Source organism: Clostridium neuense, from assembly GCF_045310695.1.
GTDB lineage: Bacteria > Bacillota > Clostridia > Clostridiales > Clostridiaceae > Clostridium_S > Clostridium_S neuense.
The window spans coordinates 21,562-39,812 of the sequence record NZ_JBJIAA010000015.1 but is presented as its reverse complement, the minus strand read 5'-3'; the positions used below and the strand labels follow the sequence as shown (position 1 = coordinate 39,812).

Annotated in this window: 15 protein-coding genes; 14 read left to right on the top strand and 1 reads right to left on the bottom strand. The window is 30.7% G+C overall.

Going from position 1 to position 18,251, the window contains the following annotated elements; genetic code table 11:
• Window positions 1-51: 51 nt before the first annotated feature.
• Together ACJDT4_RS17120 and ACJDT4_RS17115 are read left to right on the top strand one after the other, a co-directional pair.
• A complete protein-coding gene (locus ACJDT4_RS17120; protein ID WP_406788798.1) occupies window positions 52-369 on the top strand; it encodes a hypothetical protein in 318 nt (105 codons plus the stop codon).
• 327 nt (window positions 370-696) lie between these two features.
• Complete coding sequence (locus ACJDT4_RS17115; protein WP_406788797.1) at window positions 697-1,329, top strand: acetyltransferase; 633 nt, start codon at window positions 697-699, stop codon at window positions 1,327-1,329.
• A gap of 204 nt (window positions 1,330-1,533) precedes the next feature.
• Here ACJDT4_RS17115 and murC read toward each other — a convergent pair whose 3' ends face one another.
• A complete protein-coding gene (gene murC, locus ACJDT4_RS17110) occupies window positions 1,534-2,913 on the bottom strand; it encodes a UDP-N-acetylmuramate--L-alanine ligase (protein ID WP_406788796.1) in 1,380 nt (459 codons plus the stop codon).
• 412 nt (window positions 2,914-3,325) lie between these two features.
• On the opposite strand from murC, the gene purR reads away from it, so the two are divergent.
• From purR to ACJDT4_RS17050, 12 genes are all read left to right on the top strand, one after another.
• Window positions 3,326-4,141 carry a pur operon repressor gene (purR, locus tag ACJDT4_RS17105; protein WP_406788795.1) on the top strand — a complete coding sequence of 272 codons (816 nt, stop codon included), beginning with the start codon at window positions 3,326-3,328 and terminating at the stop codon, window positions 4,139-4,141.
• Between the two features lie 110 nt (window positions 4,142-4,251).
• Window positions 4,252-4,539 carry a septation regulator SpoVG gene (spoVG, locus tag ACJDT4_RS17100; protein WP_406788794.1) on the top strand — a complete coding sequence of 96 codons (288 nt, stop codon included), beginning with the start codon at window positions 4,252-4,254 and terminating at the stop codon, window positions 4,537-4,539.
• 178 nt (window positions 4,540-4,717) lie between these two features.
• Window positions 4,718-6,088 (top strand): bifunctional UDP-N-acetylglucosamine diphosphorylase/glucosamine-1-phosphate N-acetyltransferase GlmU, encoded by a 1,371-nt coding sequence (gene glmU / locus ACJDT4_RS17095; protein ID WP_406788793.1) that lies wholly within the window; start codon window positions 4,718-4,720, stop codon window positions 6,086-6,088.
• 22 nt (window positions 6,089-6,110) lie between these two features.
• A complete protein-coding gene (locus tag ACJDT4_RS17090) occupies window positions 6,111-7,070 on the top strand; it encodes a ribose-phosphate diphosphokinase (RefSeq protein ID WP_406788792.1) in 960 nt (319 codons plus the stop codon).
• Window positions 7,071-7,182: 112 nt separating this feature from the next.
• On the top strand, window positions 7,183-7,869 hold the full coding sequence (locus tag ACJDT4_RS17085; RefSeq protein ID WP_406788791.1) for a response regulator: 687 nt from the start codon (window positions 7,183-7,185) through the stop codon (window positions 7,867-7,869).
• A gap of 1 nt (window position 7,870) precedes the next feature.
• Window positions 7,871-9,295, top strand: a complete 1,425-nt coding sequence (locus tag ACJDT4_RS17080) for a HAMP domain-containing sensor histidine kinase (RefSeq protein ID WP_406788790.1) — start codon at window positions 7,871-7,873, stop codon at window positions 9,293-9,295.
• Window positions 9,296-9,381: 86 nt separating this feature from the next.
• Window positions 9,382-10,605 carry a S1C family serine protease gene (locus ACJDT4_RS17075; protein WP_406788789.1) on the top strand — a complete coding sequence of 408 codons (1,224 nt, stop codon included), beginning with the start codon at window positions 9,382-9,384 and terminating at the stop codon, window positions 10,603-10,605.
• A gap of 42 nt (window positions 10,606-10,647) precedes the next feature.
• Complete coding sequence (gene pth, locus ACJDT4_RS17070; RefSeq protein ID WP_406788895.1) at window positions 10,648-11,211, top strand: aminoacyl-tRNA hydrolase; 564 nt, start codon at window positions 10,648-10,650, stop codon at window positions 11,209-11,211.
• A 20-nt stretch (window positions 11,212-11,231) separates the two neighbouring features.
• Complete coding sequence (gene mfd, locus ACJDT4_RS17065; protein WP_406788788.1) at window positions 11,232-14,753, top strand: transcription-repair coupling factor; 3,522 nt, start codon at window positions 11,232-11,234, stop codon at window positions 14,751-14,753.
• Between the two features lie 90 nt (window positions 14,754-14,843).
• Window positions 14,844-15,848 (top strand): peptidylprolyl isomerase, encoded by a 1,005-nt coding sequence (locus ACJDT4_RS17060; protein ID WP_406788787.1) that lies wholly within the window; start codon window positions 14,844-14,846, stop codon window positions 15,846-15,848.
• A 125-nt stretch (window positions 15,849-15,973) separates the two neighbouring features.
• Window positions 15,974-16,525 (top strand): stage V sporulation protein T, encoded by a 552-nt coding sequence (gene spoVT / locus ACJDT4_RS17055; RefSeq protein WP_406788894.1) that lies wholly within the window; start codon window positions 15,974-15,976, stop codon window positions 16,523-16,525.
• Between the two features lie 69 nt (window positions 16,526-16,594).
• The gene (locus tag ACJDT4_RS17050) at window positions 16,595-18,136 is read left to right on the top strand and encodes a putative polysaccharide biosynthesis protein (RefSeq protein WP_406788786.1); all 1,542 of its coding nucleotides are present in this window, start codon (window positions 16,595-16,597) and stop codon (window positions 18,134-18,136) included.
• Window positions 18,137-18,251 lie beyond the last annotated feature (115 nt).

The following is an 18,251-nucleotide window of genomic DNA, read 5'->3' as shown; positions in this document are numbered from 1 at the left end:
TAAGGGTAAACTATACTCAATATATTAAAAAAATAGTAGGGAGTGTTTTACATGGCAAATTTTTTGATTTCGGCGGTAGTTGATATAGTTCTTATTTTTGCATCATATTTTATATTTAGAAGTGTAATAAGTGGACCTACAAGACATAAAATATATGAAAAGTTTATAAGCTCTTTTGGTAAATTTGTTATATATATTTTTGTAGTATCAACAGCTATAACAGGCTTAGCCGCTTTTATATTATATAGAACAAGGTATGTTGGGTATCTTAACATAATATCGCCAGCGCTGGTTTCAATGTTTATAGGATTTGTTGTATCTACTGTTCCGACAAGAGGAATTAATGAACATAAAAAAAGTGCACATTGATTTTTTATGAGCGTGTTAGATAGAGCTTAAGATTTATTGAGCTCTATTTTTTAATATGTTATATTTTTAAAATATAAACCACGTTTTACTATGTATAGCATGATAATGTAACAAATAATTTGATATTTAATATTATAGTAGTAGAAGAGTATATATAGACAAGGCTATATATCTAAGAAAAGCTAATGATAAATTTACCTTCATTGTGAATTATAATCTTAGTAGAGTTCTAATTTGTCATAATAAACTTCAAATTTATGACTTTTAAGTTTTATGCTACTTATCTATGATGCATTAATAAATTTTAATGGTAATTAGGAGGAGCTTATGAAAAAAATAGTATTAATTGGCAGTGGAGGACATTGTAAAAGCATAATTGATTCCATAAAAGGGTTAAAGAAGTTTGATATCGTAGCAATCGTTGAAAAAAAAGAAGATGGTTTAGGTATAAACAAAATAGAAAAAAATGAAGAATTAAGTTTGCTATATAAATCAGGTATAAGAAATGCATTTATTGCAGTTGGTTCTATAGGAAATCCTAGTGCTAGGATGAAACTTTATGAATTACTCAAAAATATGGGGTATAAATTTCCTGTAATAATTGATAAGACCGCTATAGTATCAAAGAGTTCAAAAATTGAGGAAGGAGTTTTTATTGGGAAAGGAGCAATTGTTAATGCTAACGTTATAATAAAAAAGCAATGTATTATAAATTCAGGAAGTATAGTTGAACATGATTGTATAATAAATGAGTTTGTACATTTAGCACCTGGGGTAACATTAAGTGGAAGAGTTTCAATTGGAGAAGGAACACATGTTGGTACTAATAGTACAATTATTCAAAATGTTGTTATTGGAAAAAATGTGCTTATAGGTGCGGGATCTGTTATTATTAGAGATGTTAGTGACGGAGTTAAGATTTATGGTAATCCTGGTAGAGCCGCAGGGACTAATGAGTAATACTATTATTAAGAAGTTTATTGTTTGTTAAAAATTTGATATAAATATATTTTATTGTTTTAAGTCATAAGAGAATATAGTGAAACTTAAACTATTTATATTCTCAAATACCAATTTCTAAGAAATTATGGTATATAGTTTATAGTTGAACTAGTTTCACTATAAATAGGTATTTATAATAGATTATATATGATTTTTATAAGATTAAAATTTTTTTAAAAATGTTTCTCCAACCTTATAAACATCTCCAGCACCTATTGTAAATAGCACATCTCCCTCGGTTAAATTTTCTTTTAGATAAGCTACTATATCATCAAAGCTGTGGAGGTTTTTACATGGAACTCCATTTTTTCTTATTGCATCTCCAAGCATATCTGAACTTACTACGCCAGTATCTTTTTCTCTAGCTGCATATATGTCTGCTAAAACCAACATATCAACATTAGAAAATGCATTAGAAAATTCATCGAATAAACTTTGTGTTCTTGAGTAAGTATGAGGCTGAAAGACACAGAATATTTTTTTGTGAGGATAGTTCTGTGCAGCTGCAAGAGTAGCTTTTATTTCTGTTGGATGATGTGCATAATCATCTATAACTGTAATGCCAGCTTTTGTTCCTTTTATTTCAAAACGTCTGTGAGTACCATTAAAGCTTTGAATTCCCGCTATTATTGATTTTGCATCAATATCAAGTACAAGAGCAGTTGCTATACTTGCAAGACTATTTAAAATATTATGCTTACCAGGTACATTTAATCTTACATTAAATAAGAATTTATTCCCATCATAAACGTCAAATACTGCACATCCATGATCATCATAGCCTATGTTTTTAGCATTTATTTTACCATTTTCTATACCGTAAGATACTACATTGCATTTTGCTTTTGAGGCAACACGAACAGTTCTTTCGTCATCGTAATTAGCTATTAAATAACCATCTTTAGGTATCAAACTTGAGAATTTTGTAAAGGCATTTTCAATATCATCTATGTCTTTATAGTAATCAAGGTGATCAGCATCGATATCTAGTATGACTCCTATATAAGGAAAGAACTCAAGAAAGGATGCTTTGTATTCGCAGGCTTCTGTGATAAAGTAGTCGCTTTTACCAGCACGTACATTTCCTCCAATTATATCTAAATCTCCTCCTACTAAGATTGTTGGATCGAGATTTGCCTTTAATACTATATGAGAAATAATAGAGGTAGTAGTTGTTTTTCCATGAGTTCCTGATACTGCAACGTTGTATTTATGATCTTTCATTATAGAACCTAAGAATTGAGCTCTTGTCATTAAAGCAATGTTTGATTTCTTGGCATATTCTAGCTCTGGGTTATCATTAGAGATTGCAGCAGTATAGACTACAAGATCTACATCATTTATATTTTCACTATTGTGACCTATATATATTTCTGCACCATTTTTTCTTAGTTTATCTGTAACAGGTGATTCTTTTGCATCAGAACCAGAAACTTTATAGTTATGTTCAAGCAAGATTTCAGCAAGGCCGCTCATGCTGACTCCACCTATTCCTATAAAGTGTATTTTTTTATTTGTATCATGTTCAAAATTAAAAGACATAAACTATTCACTCCCAATATTATATGATTTAGTACTTGAAAGATTAAAAGTAGCTTGATTTAGTTTTAATGTATTTGATTATGTAGCCATATAACAGTTAACAGAGGACAGTTTCTGAGAGAGATAAAAGATAAATCATCTTTAACTGTCAATTGTCAGCTGATTAAAGGATACAAGACTTACTTACAAAATTATAATATTAGTCATTTTAACCTTTCAAGTTGTATATATTCATAGTATTCAGTTTTAATTATATACGAATCTTAAGAAAAACAATACATAAATTCAAAAAAAGTTTAAAGTTTTGAAGATACCTATTGCTTAACGATAGAAATAAGAATAAAATATGAATAATAGTAAAAAATAATTTGCTATAGTTCGTATACAGAATTTAAATAGAACAGGTGGTAAAATGGAAAAGTTCAGCAGAAATAATAGAGTTTCAGCTATAACTAAAATCTTAGTAGAAAACCCTAACAGTATTATAAATCTTAATACATTTACTGAAAAATTTAATGCAGCAAAGTCTACAATAAGTGAGGATATTGTAATTGTAAGAGATGCAATGGAGAGATTAAAAACTGGAAGGGTAGAGACAATTTCTGGAGCAGCAGGTGGAGTTAGGTATATTTGTGATATATCAGACGAAGAAGTGGAACAATTTATAACAGACTTATGTTTAATTTTGAGACAAAAGGAAAGAATAATACCAGGAAACTTTTTATATATGACTGATATAATGTCTGATCCTAAAATAATACACTCAGCTGGATTAATACTTGCTAAACAATTTAATCATATAAACATTGATTATGTAGTTACAGTTGAAACTAAGGGAATTCCGCTCGCATATGAAGTTGCAAAACTTTTAGGAGTTCAACTTGTTGTTGTAAGAAGAGAAAATAAAGCTACAGAGGGACCGGTTGTTACTATAAATTATGTAACAGGTTCATCTAAAAGAATTCAAAGCATGTCTTTATCTAGAATGTGTATAAATAAAGGAAGTAAATGTATATTTATAGATGATCTTATGAAAGCTGGAGGAACAGCATTTGGAATATCAGATTTACTCAAAGAGTTTGATAGCGAATTGGTGGGGACAGGTGTACTTGTAGATAATATGGAAAATCCACAAAAATTAGTTCATGATTATTACTCAATGGTTCAATTTAAAGGTATTTCAGAGGATAATTTTCCAATTGTTGAACCTTCACAAGGACATAAATAATAAAATTTTCAAAAAATTTAATTTTTTTTTCTAAATTTAGAAGGAAAAATATAAATTATAGAGAATATTATATTAAATCATAAGGTAAAGCATCTTTGGAGGTGTATTGTATGCAGATTACAGATGTAAGAATAAGAAAAATTACTTCAGAAGGAAAAATGAAGGCAATTGTTTCAGTGACTTTTGATAATGAATTTGTTGTTCATGACATAAAAGTTATTGAAGGACAAAATGGTCTCTTTATTGCTATGCCTAGCAGAAAGACACCTGATGGTGAGTTTAAAGATATAGCTCATCCAATAAACACATCGACTAGAGAAAAGATTCAGACATCAATATTGGAAGAATATGAAAAAGTAAAAAATGAAGAAGAAACAAAACCACAAACAGAGGAATAAAATAAAAAGGAGTTTAAATACTCCTTTTTATTTTATTCAAAATTATTATACTATTGAAATTATAGTTGCAATAAAATATAATAAGACTTGTTTAAAGCTTGAATATAAATTCAATATATATGTGTAATAGGAAGGGAGTTGAAAATCGTTGGCTTGTATAAGGCTGAACGATGCTTAAATGTATAAATGTGCGTTAATATTAGCCGCAGGTAAGGGTAAGAGAATGAAATCGGACTTGCCTAAGGTCCTTCATAAAGTATGTGGTAAAGAAATGGTGAATATAGTAATAGATACTATGAAAAAATCTGCAATATTAGATTTAAATCTAGTAATAGGAAAAGGGGCAGAACTAGTAAAAGAAGCAACGAAGAATCAAAATGTGTCTTATTCTCTTCAAAAAGAACAGTTAGGAACAGGTGATGCTGTTAAATGTGCTAAGAAATTTTTAGAGGGAAAGAAGGGTACTGTTGCTATATTTACGGGCGATGCTCCTTTAATTACAGAGGATACAGTGAAAAAGGCTATTGAATTCCATGAAAATGGACAATATGCAGCCACTGTTTTAACATCTATAATAGATAATCCAGAAGGTTATGGAAGAATAATAAGAAAAGAAGATGGTTCTTTAAAGAAAATAGTAGAACATAAGGATTGCAATGAAAATGAACTATGTGTTAAGGAAATAAATTCCGCAATGTATTGTTTTGATATTCAAAGTCTTCTTGATAATTTAGATAAAATAAAGAATAATAATGCTCAAGGTGAATATTATTTAACTGATGTTATAGAAATTCTGGAAAGCCAGGGAAAAAAGGTAGGAGCAATTTTAGTTCCATTTGAAGAAACACTAGGAGTTAATTCAAGAGTTCAACTATCTGAAGTAAGTACAATAATGAGAAATAGAATTAATAAGTACCATATGGAAAATGGAGTTACTATAATAGATCCTTTAAATACATATATAGGTCTTGATGTTAAAATAGGTGCAGATACTATAATATATCCTGGAAATGTTCTTGAAGGAAATACTGAAATTAAAGATGGATGTATTTTGTATCCTAATTCAAGAATAGATAACAGTGTTATTGAAAAAGGTGTAAGTATTCAAAGTTCTGTAATACTTGATAGTGAAGTTGGGCAAAATACAACAGTTGGACCTTATGCATATATAAGACCAGAAAGCAAAGTTGGAAATAACGTAAGGATTGGTGATTTTGTTGAAATTAAAAAATCAACAATTGGAGATGGAACTAAGGTATCACATTTAACATATATAGGAGATGCAGAAGTTGGTGGAAACTGTAATTTTGGTTGTGGAACTGTAGTTGTAAACTATGATGGAAAAGAAAAGCATAAAACAATTATAGGAAATCATTCTTTTATAGGGTGCAATACAAATTTAGTATCGCCAGTTACTGTGGAGGATAATACATACATTGCAGCTGGATCGACTATAACAGACAAGGTTCCAGAAGGAGCTTTTGCAATTGCTAGAGCAAGACAAGTAGTGAAAGAGGGGTGGACTAAGAAAAAGGGATTAAGTAAATAAGAATAGGGAGGAATTTTTATCAATGATAAACCATGGAAAAAATATAAAAATTTTCACTGGAAATTCTTATCCTCAGTTAGCTCATGATATTGCGGACATAATTGGAGTTAATGTTGGAGACTCCAAGGTATCAAAATTTAGTAATGGAGAAATATCAGTTGATATTAATGAAACTGTAAGAGGAACAGATTTATTTCTTGTTCAAACCTTATGTGAGCCAGTTAATGATAATATTATGGAACTTTTAATTATGCTTGATGCTTTCAAGAGGGCATCTGCAGGAAGAGTTACAGCTGTTATTCCTCATTATTCATATGCAAGACAAGATAGAAAAGCTAAGGCAAGGCAGCCTATTACAGCTAAATTGATGGCTGATTTAATTCATACCGCAGGTGCGGATAGGGTTCTTACAATGGATTTGCATGCTCCTCAGATACAGGGCTTCTTTGATATACCTGTTGACCATCTTGAAGGAGTGCCTATAATAGCTAAATATTTTAAAAGCTTAAATTTTGAGGCTGATGATGTTATTGCTGTTTCTCCGGATATAGGTGGAGTAAAGAGAACAAGAAAATTTGCAGAAAAACTCCATATACCTATAGCTATAATAGATAAAAGAAGACCAAAACCTAATGTTTCAGAGGTTATGAGTATAATAGGCGATGTAAAAGATAAGAGGGTAATACTTGTTGATGATATGATAGATACTGGTGGATCAATTGTAAATGCAGCAGAAGCCCTTCTTAAAATGGGAGCAAAAGAAGTTTATGCTTGTTGTACTCATGGAGTTCTCTCAGGACCAGCAATCGAAAGGTTAGAGAATTCTCCAATAAAGGAAATTGTAACTTTAAATACAATCCCAGTTGAAGCTAAGAAGCAAATAGAAAAAATAAAGGTTTTATCTGTAGCACCTATATTTGCTGAAGCTATAAGAAGAATATATGAAGATATATCGGTAAGTAAAATTTTCCATGAAGAATAAAAAAGGCGGTTTTAAACCGCTTTTTTAGTTAATAATTTATTAATAATGGTGATTTAATTAAAAAAGTGTGCTAAATTATAATTATATAATATTTAGTGTTTGGAGTGAGTATATGGATAATTCATTGGGTAAAGTTCTAATAGTAGATGATGATGAAAATATAAGTGAAGTAATAAAATTGTACCTTGACAGCAGCGGATATTCAACTAAAGTGTGTAGTGATGGAAAAGAAGCTGAGGATAATTTTTTAGAATATAAACCAGATATAGTACTTTTAGATATAATGTTGCCTAAAATAGATGGCGTAGATGTACTTAAGTGGATAAGAAAAGAATTTAATACTCCGGTTATAATGCTTACTGCAAAAGGAGAAACTTTTGATAAAGTACTTGCACTTGAACTTGGAGCTGATGATTACATAGTTAAGCCATTTGAGCCTAAGGAACTTATAGCAAGAGTAAAAGCTGTACTTAGAAGAACAAGTATGGAGGATGTATCTAAAAATGAACTGGATTTTGAAGATTTAAAAATAGATATGGGATCTTATACTGTAATTTATAGGGGAGAGGAAATAAAAATGCCTCCTAAAGAATTTGAACTTTTATTTTATCTTGCAAATAACAAAAATAAGGTTTTTACAAGAGAACAGCTGTTGTGTGAGGTATGGGGGTATGATTATCCCGGAGATTCTAGAACAGTTGATGTACATGTAAAAAGGTTAAGAGAAAAATTAAAAGGTGGACCTAATTGGCAAATAGAAACAGTATGGGGCGTGGGATATAAATTTGAGGTTAAGTAGTATGAAAAATGGATTGTTTTCTAAAATGATAGCAGCCTTTACTATAATTATTTCACTTAGTTTTGTAATAACTTCGGCATTTTTATCATTTTGGTTTCAAAATTATTATTTAAGTCAAAGAAGAAGCCAAATAGTGACTGAAGCTCAATTTGTGAGAAATGCCGCAATACAATATTTTGCAGGGAACATATCACAAGATAGGCTGAATGATACTCTTGAAACATTGGCTGAATATCTAAATCCAGATATAAAGGCAGATATGTTTATAATGGATGGATATGGATATGTTTATGCAACATCTAATTCTGAGTATTATAAGCTCATTGGAAAGCAAATTGTAAGTAAGGATATAAGGGATGTAAGAAATGGCAAGATGGTAGAAAATACCGATGTATACAACAAAATATTTGGAAAAGCTGTTCATACATATGAAATCCCTATAACTTATAATGGCACATTTGAAGGAAGTATAATGATAAATACTTCTGTTAATGATATTAGACATCCACTTAGAAGAGTATATATAATAATATGGATATCAGCTATATTTGCAATAATTGCAGCATGCTTTGTAATATATTATTTTTCACAGAAAATTATAATTAAACCTTTATGGGAAATTAATAGTGTTGCAAGAAAGATAGCGAAAGGTGAAGTTGATAAGAGAGTTGATGTTAAATCTGAGGATGAAATAGGTGAACTTGCACAATCTTTTAATTTTATGGCAGATTCCCTTGAAAAAGTGGAGAATAATAGAAGGGAATTTATATCAAATGTATCGCACGAAATTAGATCACCTATAACGTCTATAAAAGGGTTTATTGGTGGTATACTTGATGGAATAATACCTAGAGATAGAGAAAGATATTATCTATCTTTGACTTATGATGAAATAAATAGACTTACAAGACTTGTAAATGATTTGCTTGATTTATCTTCTATGGAAGCTGGCCACTTAAAATTAAATATTGTAAAATTAAATATTAATGAAATGATAAAAAATACTGTAATTAAATTTGAAACAAAAATAAATGAGAAAAAATTAAAAGTTGATGTGTGCTTTAACTCTGATGATTTATATGTATTAGGTGATGAAGATAGGATAAATCAGGTTTTGACTAACCTTATAGATAATGCTATAAAATATGTAAATGACGATGGAAGTGTAAGAATATCGACAAAAGAAAAATCAAATAAAGCATATATATCAATTTATAACAATGGACCCCAAATTAATGAGGAGGACTTTAAACATATATGGGATAGATTTTATAAATCCGATAAATCACGTACCACTAAAATGAGTACTGGTCTTGGACTTCCCATTGTAAGAAGTATACTTACGCAGCATGGAGAGGATATACATGTTGAAAACAAAAAAGAAGGCGGAGTTGAGTTTACTTTTTCACTTAAACTGTCAACTTAATTTATTGAATTATAATAATTTATTCATAATTCTTTAAAGTACTAAGCTTATAATATAATAAATAATCCTATATGGGGGTGCACTAATTGCCAAACGATGATAATGAAGTAAAGGATGTTGATTGGAGAGAAGTAAATATAGAGGACAATGACAATAGTCTAGGCCAAATTAAGTTTAAAAAGAACAGGAATAGGTCTAGATTAAAATCGGCATTAAGATTTGTTCTTATGGTGGTTGTTGCGTCTATTTCTGGTGCTGTTACAGCTGCATATATTGTTAATGTTAAATATTCAGATTCTTTGGTTAAGAGCAATACTCCTATATTTCAAAAAAAGAAAGCGTTAAGCAGCAATAATATCAATAGTGATACTTCAGTAGCTGAAAATTCTATAAATAAAGTTGCGCAGGAAGTTGGACCGTCAGTTGTTGGAGTAACAAATGATCCAAATGGGTTTAAGGGAAAAGGCGAGGATGCTGCAGGATCGGGAGTAATAATTAGGTCAGATGGGTATATAGTGACTAATTATCATATTGTGCAGGATGCAAATACTATAACTGTTAAATTGCCTAATGGGAAAAATGGCAATGTATTTAAAGCTACACTTGTTGGCTTCGACGATTTATCAGATTTAGCAATAATTAAAATAAATTCGCGTAATCTGCCTGCTGCAGTGTTTGGAGATTCTTCAAAGATAAAAATTGGAGATAATGCTGTAGCTATTGGAAATCCGCTTGGTGAAGAGTTTCAAGGATCTGTTACGCTTGGAATTATAAGTGCTATAAATAAGAGTATAAATATGTCCGATGATACCACTGGAGAGATATCGAAATATAAAATTATTGAGACAGATGCTGTAATAAATCAGGGGAATAGTGGAGGAGCACTATGCAATGAAAACGGAGAAATTATAGGTATAAATAGCCTTAAACTTGGAACTAAATATACCGATTCTGGTATAAGTGTTGCAATATCAATAAACGAAGCAAAGAAAATAATAGATCAAATTATAAAAAACGGTAAAGTTACAAGACCATTTCTTGGTGTAGTTGGAGGAACTGCACTTGCCGATAAGAATAATGGAATTCAAGGGGCTTATATAAAAACAGTTGTAAGTGGAAGTGGGCTTGCAAAGGCGGGAATAAAGCCAGGCGATATAATAGTTGAATTAGATGGAGTTAAGGTCACAAGTATTGATGACATAAGAGACATAATTCAAGACAAAAAAATTGGAGATAAGCTTCCATGCAAGGTATATAGAAAGGGTAAATATATAAAGTGTGAAGTTGCATTATCTGAAAATAAAGAATAAAACTAATAATTTAAGAAAGTAATGAAAGTAGTGATAGATAGTATGTTTTTAGTAGTTGGACTTGGAAATATTGGAGAAGAATATGCCCATACAAGGCATAATATTGGGTTTGATGCAGTGGATACATTAGCGAATAAGTTTAATGTAGCAATAAATAAGTCTAAGTTTAAAGGAATGTATGGAAGCTTAAATATAGGGGAAAATAAAGTTATATTATTAAAACCATCCACATACATGAATTTAAGTGGAGAAAGCGTTTTGGAGGCTGCTAATTTTTACAAAATAAAAGAAGAAAATATTATAGTGCTTTACGATGATATAAGTTTTGAAGTTGGAAGGCTTAGAATAAGAAGAAAAGGAAGTGCTGGCGGCCACAATGGAATTAAAAATATTATTCAGAACTTATCTTCAGATGAATTTACAAGAATAAAAATAGGCGTTGGACAGCCTAAAGGCGATCTTGTTAAACATGTTCTTGGACGTTTCAGTGATGATGATAGACAAAAGATAGAAAAAATTTTAAAAGTAACTTGCGATGCAGTTGAATGTATTATAGACAAAGATGTTGAAAGTGCTATGAATAAATTCAATTGCATTGAAGTTTAATAAATTTAAGAGGTGTTAAGATGAGACTTAAAGGGCTTATGCAGCCTCTGAAAAGTGATAAAAGATTTCAAGATGCTGTTCACAATATAAAAAATCATGAGTTCCCTATAGAACTAAGAGGAATTTCGGAATCGGGAAAAAGCTATATTATAAACGGGTTGTATGAAGAAACAGACAGCCCATTTTTGGTGATTACAGATAGCGATATTGAGGCAAAAAAGATATATGAAGATTTATCGTTATATATGTCAAATGTTTATTATTTTCCTACAAAGGAGATAGTTTTTTATAATATATATGCTATATCCGGAGATTTAAGGTGGGAAAGGTTAAACGTTATAAAGCACATGCTTTCTAGAGGTAAGAAAATAATAGTAACTTCTTCGGAAGCTTTAATTTCAACATATATACCGGTAGAGTTATATAAAAAGTATACTTTTAAACTTTCACTTGGAGAAACATTAAATTTAGATGATTTCATAGCAAAACTTGTTCAATCAGGATATGATAGAGTTGAAGCTGTAGACTCAAAGGGTCAATTTTCAGTTAGAGGGGGAATACTTGATGTTTATCCTCCGACATCGGTTGTACCATACCGAATTGAATTTTTTGGAGATGAAATTGATTCAATTAGAAGTTTTAATACTGAATCACAGAGAAGCATAGAAAAGGTTAACAAAATAGAAATTTTTCCGGCAAAAGAAATAGTACTTCCAGATGAAAATATAAAATATGGATACGAAAGAATAAAAAATGAGTTAGAAGCTTCAGTAAAAGCATTTTTAAATAAAGATGAAAAAGAAAATGCAGAAAAGTTGAAAAAAACTATAGAATATAATCTTGAAAGCCTTAAGGAAAAAGGTACATTTGAAACTATAGATAGTTTTATGCCTTATTTTTTTAAGAGTACTTCATCATTTTTTGATTTTATGAAGGATGCAGTTATTTTTATAGATGACTTTGAAAGATGTAAAGGTAAAATAGAAAGTGCATATTACGAATTTGAAGAGAATTATAATGGATTTTTAGAAAGAGGAGACATACTTCCAGGACAAGGCAATATCGTTATTTCCAGGGAACAACTAGAGCTTATGCTGGCTGAGGGCAGAGTTGTAAAATTATTTTCTCTTGAAAATTCAAGTGATAAAAATTTAACAAGCAGAAGCTTTTATTTTAAGGAAATTACTCTTTTAAGTTATCAGGGAAAAATGGAGATGCTGATAAATGATATAAAAGAGAAAAAGAAAAATAGATATAGCATACTGATACTTAGTGGTACAAGAGCTAGAGGTCAAAGATTGGTTGATACTTTAAGAGATTTAGATATAGAAAGTGTGTATAGGGATGATGTTAGTGATATAAACCGTGGTGAAGTTGTAATTACGTACGGCAGCCAGATTAAAGGTTTTGAGTATCCTGAACTTAAGCTTTGTGTAATAGCTGATAAAGAGATATTTGGAGAATCTAAAAAAAAGAAGAAAACAAGGAAGAAGCAAAAGGGTGTAAGTAAAATAAAGAGTTTTACTGAACTCAAGCCAGGAGATTATGTTGTACATGTTAATCATGGAATAGGAATATTTAAAGGAATAGAACAGCTTGATGTACAAGGCCACAAAAAGGATTATCTTACTCTTAGCTATGCTTTAGATGATAAACTTTATGTTCCAGTAGAGCAGCTTGATTTAGTTCAGAAATATGTTGGAAGTGAAGGAAAGGCACCTAAAGTAAATAAACTTGGCACAAATGAGTGGAATAAGGCTAAAAGTAAAGTAAGGAAATCAATAAATGAAATTGCTGAGGAGCTTGTAAAATTATATGCAGTTAGATCCACTGTGACTGGATTTAAATTTTCAAAGGACACTGTTTGGCAAAAACAATTTGAAGAGGAATTTCCATACAATGAAACGCCTGACCAAAATTTAGCTATAGAAGAAATAAAAAAGGATATGGAAACTGGAAAGGTAATGGACAGATTAATTTGTGGAGATGTTGGCTATGGAAAGACAGAAGTGGCTATAAGAGCTGCATTTAAATGTGTTATGGACGGTAAACAAGTAGCCTTTTTGGTTCCAACAACTATTTTAGCAGAGCAGCACTATAATAACTTTGTAAAAAGATTTTCTGATTTTCCAGTTAAAGTCGATATGATAAGTAGATTTAGAACTACTTCTCAGCAAAACGCTACATTAAGGGCTCTTAAGGAAGGCAATGTAGATATAATAATTGGAACTCACAGAATACTTAATAAAGAAATAAAATTTAAAGATTTAGGACTTTTAATAATAGATGAAGAGCAAAGGTTTGGAGTAAATCATAAGGAAAAATTAAAGCAGTTTAAAAAGAATATAGACGTACTTACTTTATCTGCAACGCCTATACCTAGAACGCTTCATATGTCACTTACTGGTGTTAGGGATATAAGTGTCATAGAAACTCCACCAGAAGAGCGATATCCAGTTCAAACCTATGTAGTTGAATATAATGATCAACTTATAAGAGATGCGGTTATGAGGGAAATGGGCAGGCATGGACAGGTATTCTTTGTTTATAATAGAGTTGAAAATATAAAGGAAATGAGTGCTTATATTTCTAAATTAATACCAGAGGCAAGAGTAGCTATAGCTCATGGACAGATGACAGAAAGAGAACTAGAGAAAGTTATGGTAGAGTTCATGAATAATGAACATGATTTATTGATATGCACAACAATAATAGAAACAGGTATTGATATTCCTAATGTAAATACTATGATAATATATGATGCTGATAAAATGGGACTTTCTCAACTTTATCAACTTAGAGGTAGAGTCGGAAGAACAAATAGAATGGCATATGCTTATTTTACTTATAGAAAAAATAAAATTTTAACAGAAGTTGCAGAAAAAAGACTTAAGGCTATAAAGGAATTTACAGAATTAGGCTCAGGCTTTAAGATAGCCATGAAGGATCTTGAAATAAGAGGTGCTGGGAATATAATGGGCTCAGCCCAGCATGGTCATATGGCATCGGTGGGATATGACTTGTACTGTAGAATGCTTGAAAATACTATAAAGCAAATAAAAGGTGAAATTGATGAAGAGCCTGTAGAGTCAACTGTAGATCTTAAAGTGGATGCATATATTCCATCTTCGTATATACAGAATGAAACACAAAAAATTTCTATTTATAAAAAGATAGCAGCTATAGATTCGTACGATGAGATGCTGGAGGTTAGAGAAGAGTTAGAGGATAGATTTTCTGATATACCAGAGGCGGTTAATAATCTTATAGATATAGCTTACTTAAGAAATATTGCAAGCAGTCTTGGGATACTTGAAGTAAAGGATAAAAACACTCAGATAGAGCTCCAATTTGAAAACAATGAAAAAATTAACGAAAGTTTAATAAAAGGTCTGCTTGAGAATTATAATAAGGAAATTGTATTCAAAATGGGTGAAAAGCCAACCGTAGTATACAGTTTGAAGAATATAAAAAGGGATAATATGATAAAAAAATTAAAAGAACTTTTACAATATATGAAGTCTATAGTTGAAACAAAGTAATTTTATGATACAATAAAGTTTGTGTATAATTAAAAAAGTTACTGATATGAGATTTAATTAAGTAAATAATTAGAAAAGTGAGGTAAGTTTATGAAGAATGCAAAAAAGATTATAAGTGCATTAATGCTAGGAATGTTTGTATTTTCAGCTGTCGGATGCGATATGATAGAGAAGACGCCAGAAGGAATTGCAAAACAAGTGGTTGCAAAGGTAAATGATGAAAAGATAACAAAAGGTGATATGGATAAGCTACTAAAACAGTCTGGAGTAATCGCAAGTATTGAACAGCAATATGGAACTAACTATTCAAGTAATGAAGAAGCAATGAGTGCTTTACAGCAGCAAAAAGAACAGCTTCTTGATCAAAAAGTAACTGAAGTATTAGTGCTTCAAAAAGCAAAAGAACTTAAATTAGTGCCAAGTGATTCTGAGTTAGATAAACAGGTAACTACTCAGTATAATGCAACAAAGAAAAACTATAAAACAGAGTCAGCTTGGAACACAGTTCTAAAAAATGCAGGTTTTACAGTAGCTGATCTTAAGCAGCAAATAAGAAATGGCATAATAGAACAAAAAGTTTTAAATTACATATACAAGGGAATAAGCATAACTGATGCACAAGCACAAGCATATTATGAAAAAAATAAGAGCCAATATACAGAACAACCAAATACAATTAATGTATCACATATATTACTTAAAACTGAAGATGATGCCAAAAAAGTTGAAGCAAGATTAAAAAATGGAGAAGATTTTGCAAAGGTTGCTAAAGAAGTATCTACTGACGATGGTTCTAAGGTGAAAGGCGGAAACTTAGGAAATATACAGCAGGGTGATACAAATTATGATCCAACATTTTTGGCTGCAGCATTTAAATTGAGTGATGGTCAAGTAAGTGATCCAGTTCACACCCAATTTGGATGGCATGTAATTAAATGCATAAAGAAAACAACTTACCCTGTAAAAGCATTTGATAAAGTTAAGGCAGAGATAAAAAGTACTCTTTTAAAGCAAAAGCAGCAGACTAAGCAGCAAGATACTATAAACAAGTGGAAAAAGGCAGCTAGCATAACTAAATATGAAAAGAACCTATAAATAAAAAAATCCATAGAAGGTAACTTCTATGGATTTTTTTATAAAGAAACTATGCATATATGCATAAAATTTCAAAATAAGTTGGATACTATAAATGTAAAAAAATTTTAGGAGGGAAACAAGTGATGAAAGCAACAGGTATTGTTAGACGTATAGACGATCTTGGAAGAGTTGTAATACCAAAAGAAATAAGAAGAACTCTTAGGATAAGAGAGGGAGATCCTTTAGAAATATTTACAGACAGAGAAGGAGGAGTAATTTTAAAGAAGTATTCTCCTATAAATGAACTTAATGATTTTGCAAAAGAATATGCAGAGTCATTAAATTCATCAATAGGGCAAATGGTAGTAATATGTGATAAAGATGCCATAATATCAGTCAGCGGATCTGCTAAAAAAGAGTATCTTGATAAAAGAGTAAGTGATGAAATTGAAGGCTTAATGGATGAAAGAAAAGCATTTAATATGGCTGAATCAGGAAAGCCAATGCCATTATATGATGAGGATGAAGCTGAAGGAAAGTACACAGCACAGGTTGCAGCACCTATAATAGCAGAAGGTGATGCAGTTGGTGCAGTAGTCATTTTTTCAAAAGATGAGGGTGTAAAATTTGGAGAAATGGAAGAAAAAATGGCGGAAACAGCAGCTTTATTTTTAGGAAAACAGATGGAGCAATAACATAATACAGTAATAATACCTCTAAAATTTAAATATTAATACTTATAGAAATTTTGGAGGTATTTTAATATGAAAAAACAATCTTTAATAAAGGGGACATTTATATTAGGCATAGCAGGTATAATTGCTAAATTTCTAGGACTATTTTTTAGATTTCCACTTGTCATGCTTATAGGTGATAATGGAATAGGATATTATCAAATGTCATATCCTCTATATACTTTTTTTATTGCAGCAGCATCAGGAATACCTGTAGCTGTGTCAAAAATGGTTTCAGAAAGAAATGCAGTTGGAGACAGAAATGGCATAATACTAATACTTAGAAAAGCAATTCTTCTTATGGCTGTGCTTGGGGGAGGATTTACAGTTTTTCTTCTAATATTTTCTAGAGAGCTTGTAAGATTCCTTAATTGGGATAGTCATGCCTTGTATTCCTTAATGGGTATAGCTTTTGCACCACTATTTATATCTATAGTAAGCCCGCTTAGAGGTTTTTTTCAAGGACTTCAAAATATGACACCAACAGCTATATCACAGATATTAGAGCAAATAGGAAGAGTAATCGTTGGAGTTGGACTAGCATATATGCTTTTGAACAGAGGCGTAGAATATTCAGCAGGTGGTGCTGCGTTTGGTGCAACTTTTGGAGCTATAATGGCTGGAATATATTTGTTTTTTAAGTACATTAAGGCTCAAAAACAGCTTGGTAAAGTTAAGGTTAAAAATGATAGTTCAATTTTAACGAAAATAATATGTATAGCTATACCAGTATCACTAGGTTCAGCTGTGGGAAGCATAATGAGCCTTTTAGATTCCATTCTAGTACCACAAAATTTGCTTAGAGCAGGCTTTGACTACAGACAGGCTACTGAGCTGTATGGTCAGCTTACAGGAAAAGCATTTGTGCTTGTTAATGTTCCTCTTACTCTATCAATGGCACTTTGCATTTCAATTGTTCCAATGATTTCAGAAGCATTCATCTTAAATAAAAGATTTGAATTAGTTAATAAAGTTGATACAGCATTAAAAATGTCAATGATTATAGCAATACCATCATTTTTGGGATTATTTTTTATGGCTAATCCAATAATGCGATTAATATTTCCAGGACATTCGTCTGGAAGCTATATTTTGAGATATTTAAGTATAAGTATACCTTTTATAATTTTATTTCAAGCCACTACAGCTATTTTACAGGGGATAGGAAAGTATCTACTGCCTGTTATAAATTTATTTATAGGATGCGTGATTAAGGTATTTATAACCATACATTTTGTTCCTGTAGCTAATATAAATGTTTACGGTGCAGTAATAGGAACCATAGCTGGATATTTTGTTGCTACTATGCTCAATGTAATAGTATTTACTGTGAAGTTAAAAATTAAGCCTAAATACTATGATATTTTAATAAAACCTGCTTATGCTTCGATAATTATGATAATAGGTGTTGTAATTATTTACACGTATGTTTATAATAAAACAATGAATAATATAATAAGCTGTGGTGTTTCTGTACTTCTAGGTGTTATAGTCTATTCCATGCTTATTGTTGTTTTTGGAATATTTAGCTATGGTGATATTAAACGGAGAATTGTTAAAAAGTATAGATAATCAAGGTGAAACTTAATTTATATATGTTCCCAAACCTCAATTTTTATGGTATTATGGAGCATGCATAAATTAATAATTAAATTATATTTACCATAAAAGAAAAGAGGTAGAAGGT

Excerpts from the sequence above, each read along its gene's own strand:
- ACJDT4_RS17080 (WP_406788790.1), top strand. The coding sequence starts at position 7,871 with ATGAAAAATGGATTGTTTTCTAAAATGATAGCAGCCTTTACTATAATT.
- ACJDT4_RS17050 (WP_406788786.1), top strand. The coding sequence starts at position 16,595 with ATGAAAAAACAATCTTTAATAAAGGGGACATTTATATTAGGCATAGCA.
- murC (WP_406788796.1), bottom strand. The coding sequence starts at position 2,913 with ATGTCTTTTAATTTTGAACATGATACAAATAAAAAAATACACTTTATA.
- pth (WP_406788895.1), top strand. The coding sequence starts at position 10,648 with ATGTTTTTAGTAGTTGGACTTGGAAATATTGGAGAAGAATATGCCCAT.
- glmU (WP_406788793.1), top strand. The coding sequence starts at position 4,718 with ATGTATAAATGTGCGTTAATATTAGCCGCAGGTAAGGGTAAGAGAATG.
- purR (WP_406788795.1), top strand. The coding sequence starts at position 3,326 with ATGGAAAAGTTCAGCAGAAATAATAGAGTTTCAGCTATAACTAAAATC.
- spoVG (WP_406788794.1), top strand. The coding sequence starts at position 4,252 with ATGCAGATTACAGATGTAAGAATAAGAAAAATTACTTCAGAAGGAAAA.
- mfd (WP_406788788.1), top strand. The coding sequence starts at position 11,232 with ATGAGACTTAAAGGGCTTATGCAGCCTCTGAAAAGTGATAAAAGATTT.
- spoVT (WP_406788894.1), top strand. The coding sequence starts at position 15,974 with ATGAAAGCAACAGGTATTGTTAGACGTATAGACGATCTTGGAAGAGTT.
- ACJDT4_RS17120 (WP_406788798.1), top strand. The coding sequence starts at position 52 with ATGGCAAATTTTTTGATTTCGGCGGTAGTTGATATAGTTCTTATTTTT.
- ACJDT4_RS17115 (WP_406788797.1), top strand. The coding sequence starts at position 697 with ATGAAAAAAATAGTATTAATTGGCAGTGGAGGACATTGTAAAAGCATA.
- ACJDT4_RS17085 (WP_406788791.1), top strand. The coding sequence starts at position 7,183 with ATGGATAATTCATTGGGTAAAGTTCTAATAGTAGATGATGATGAAAAT.
- ACJDT4_RS17090 (WP_406788792.1), top strand. The coding sequence starts at position 6,111 with ATGATAAACCATGGAAAAAATATAAAAATTTTCACTGGAAATTCTTAT.
- ACJDT4_RS17060 (WP_406788787.1), top strand. The coding sequence starts at position 14,844 with ATGAAGAATGCAAAAAAGATTATAAGTGCATTAATGCTAGGAATGTTT.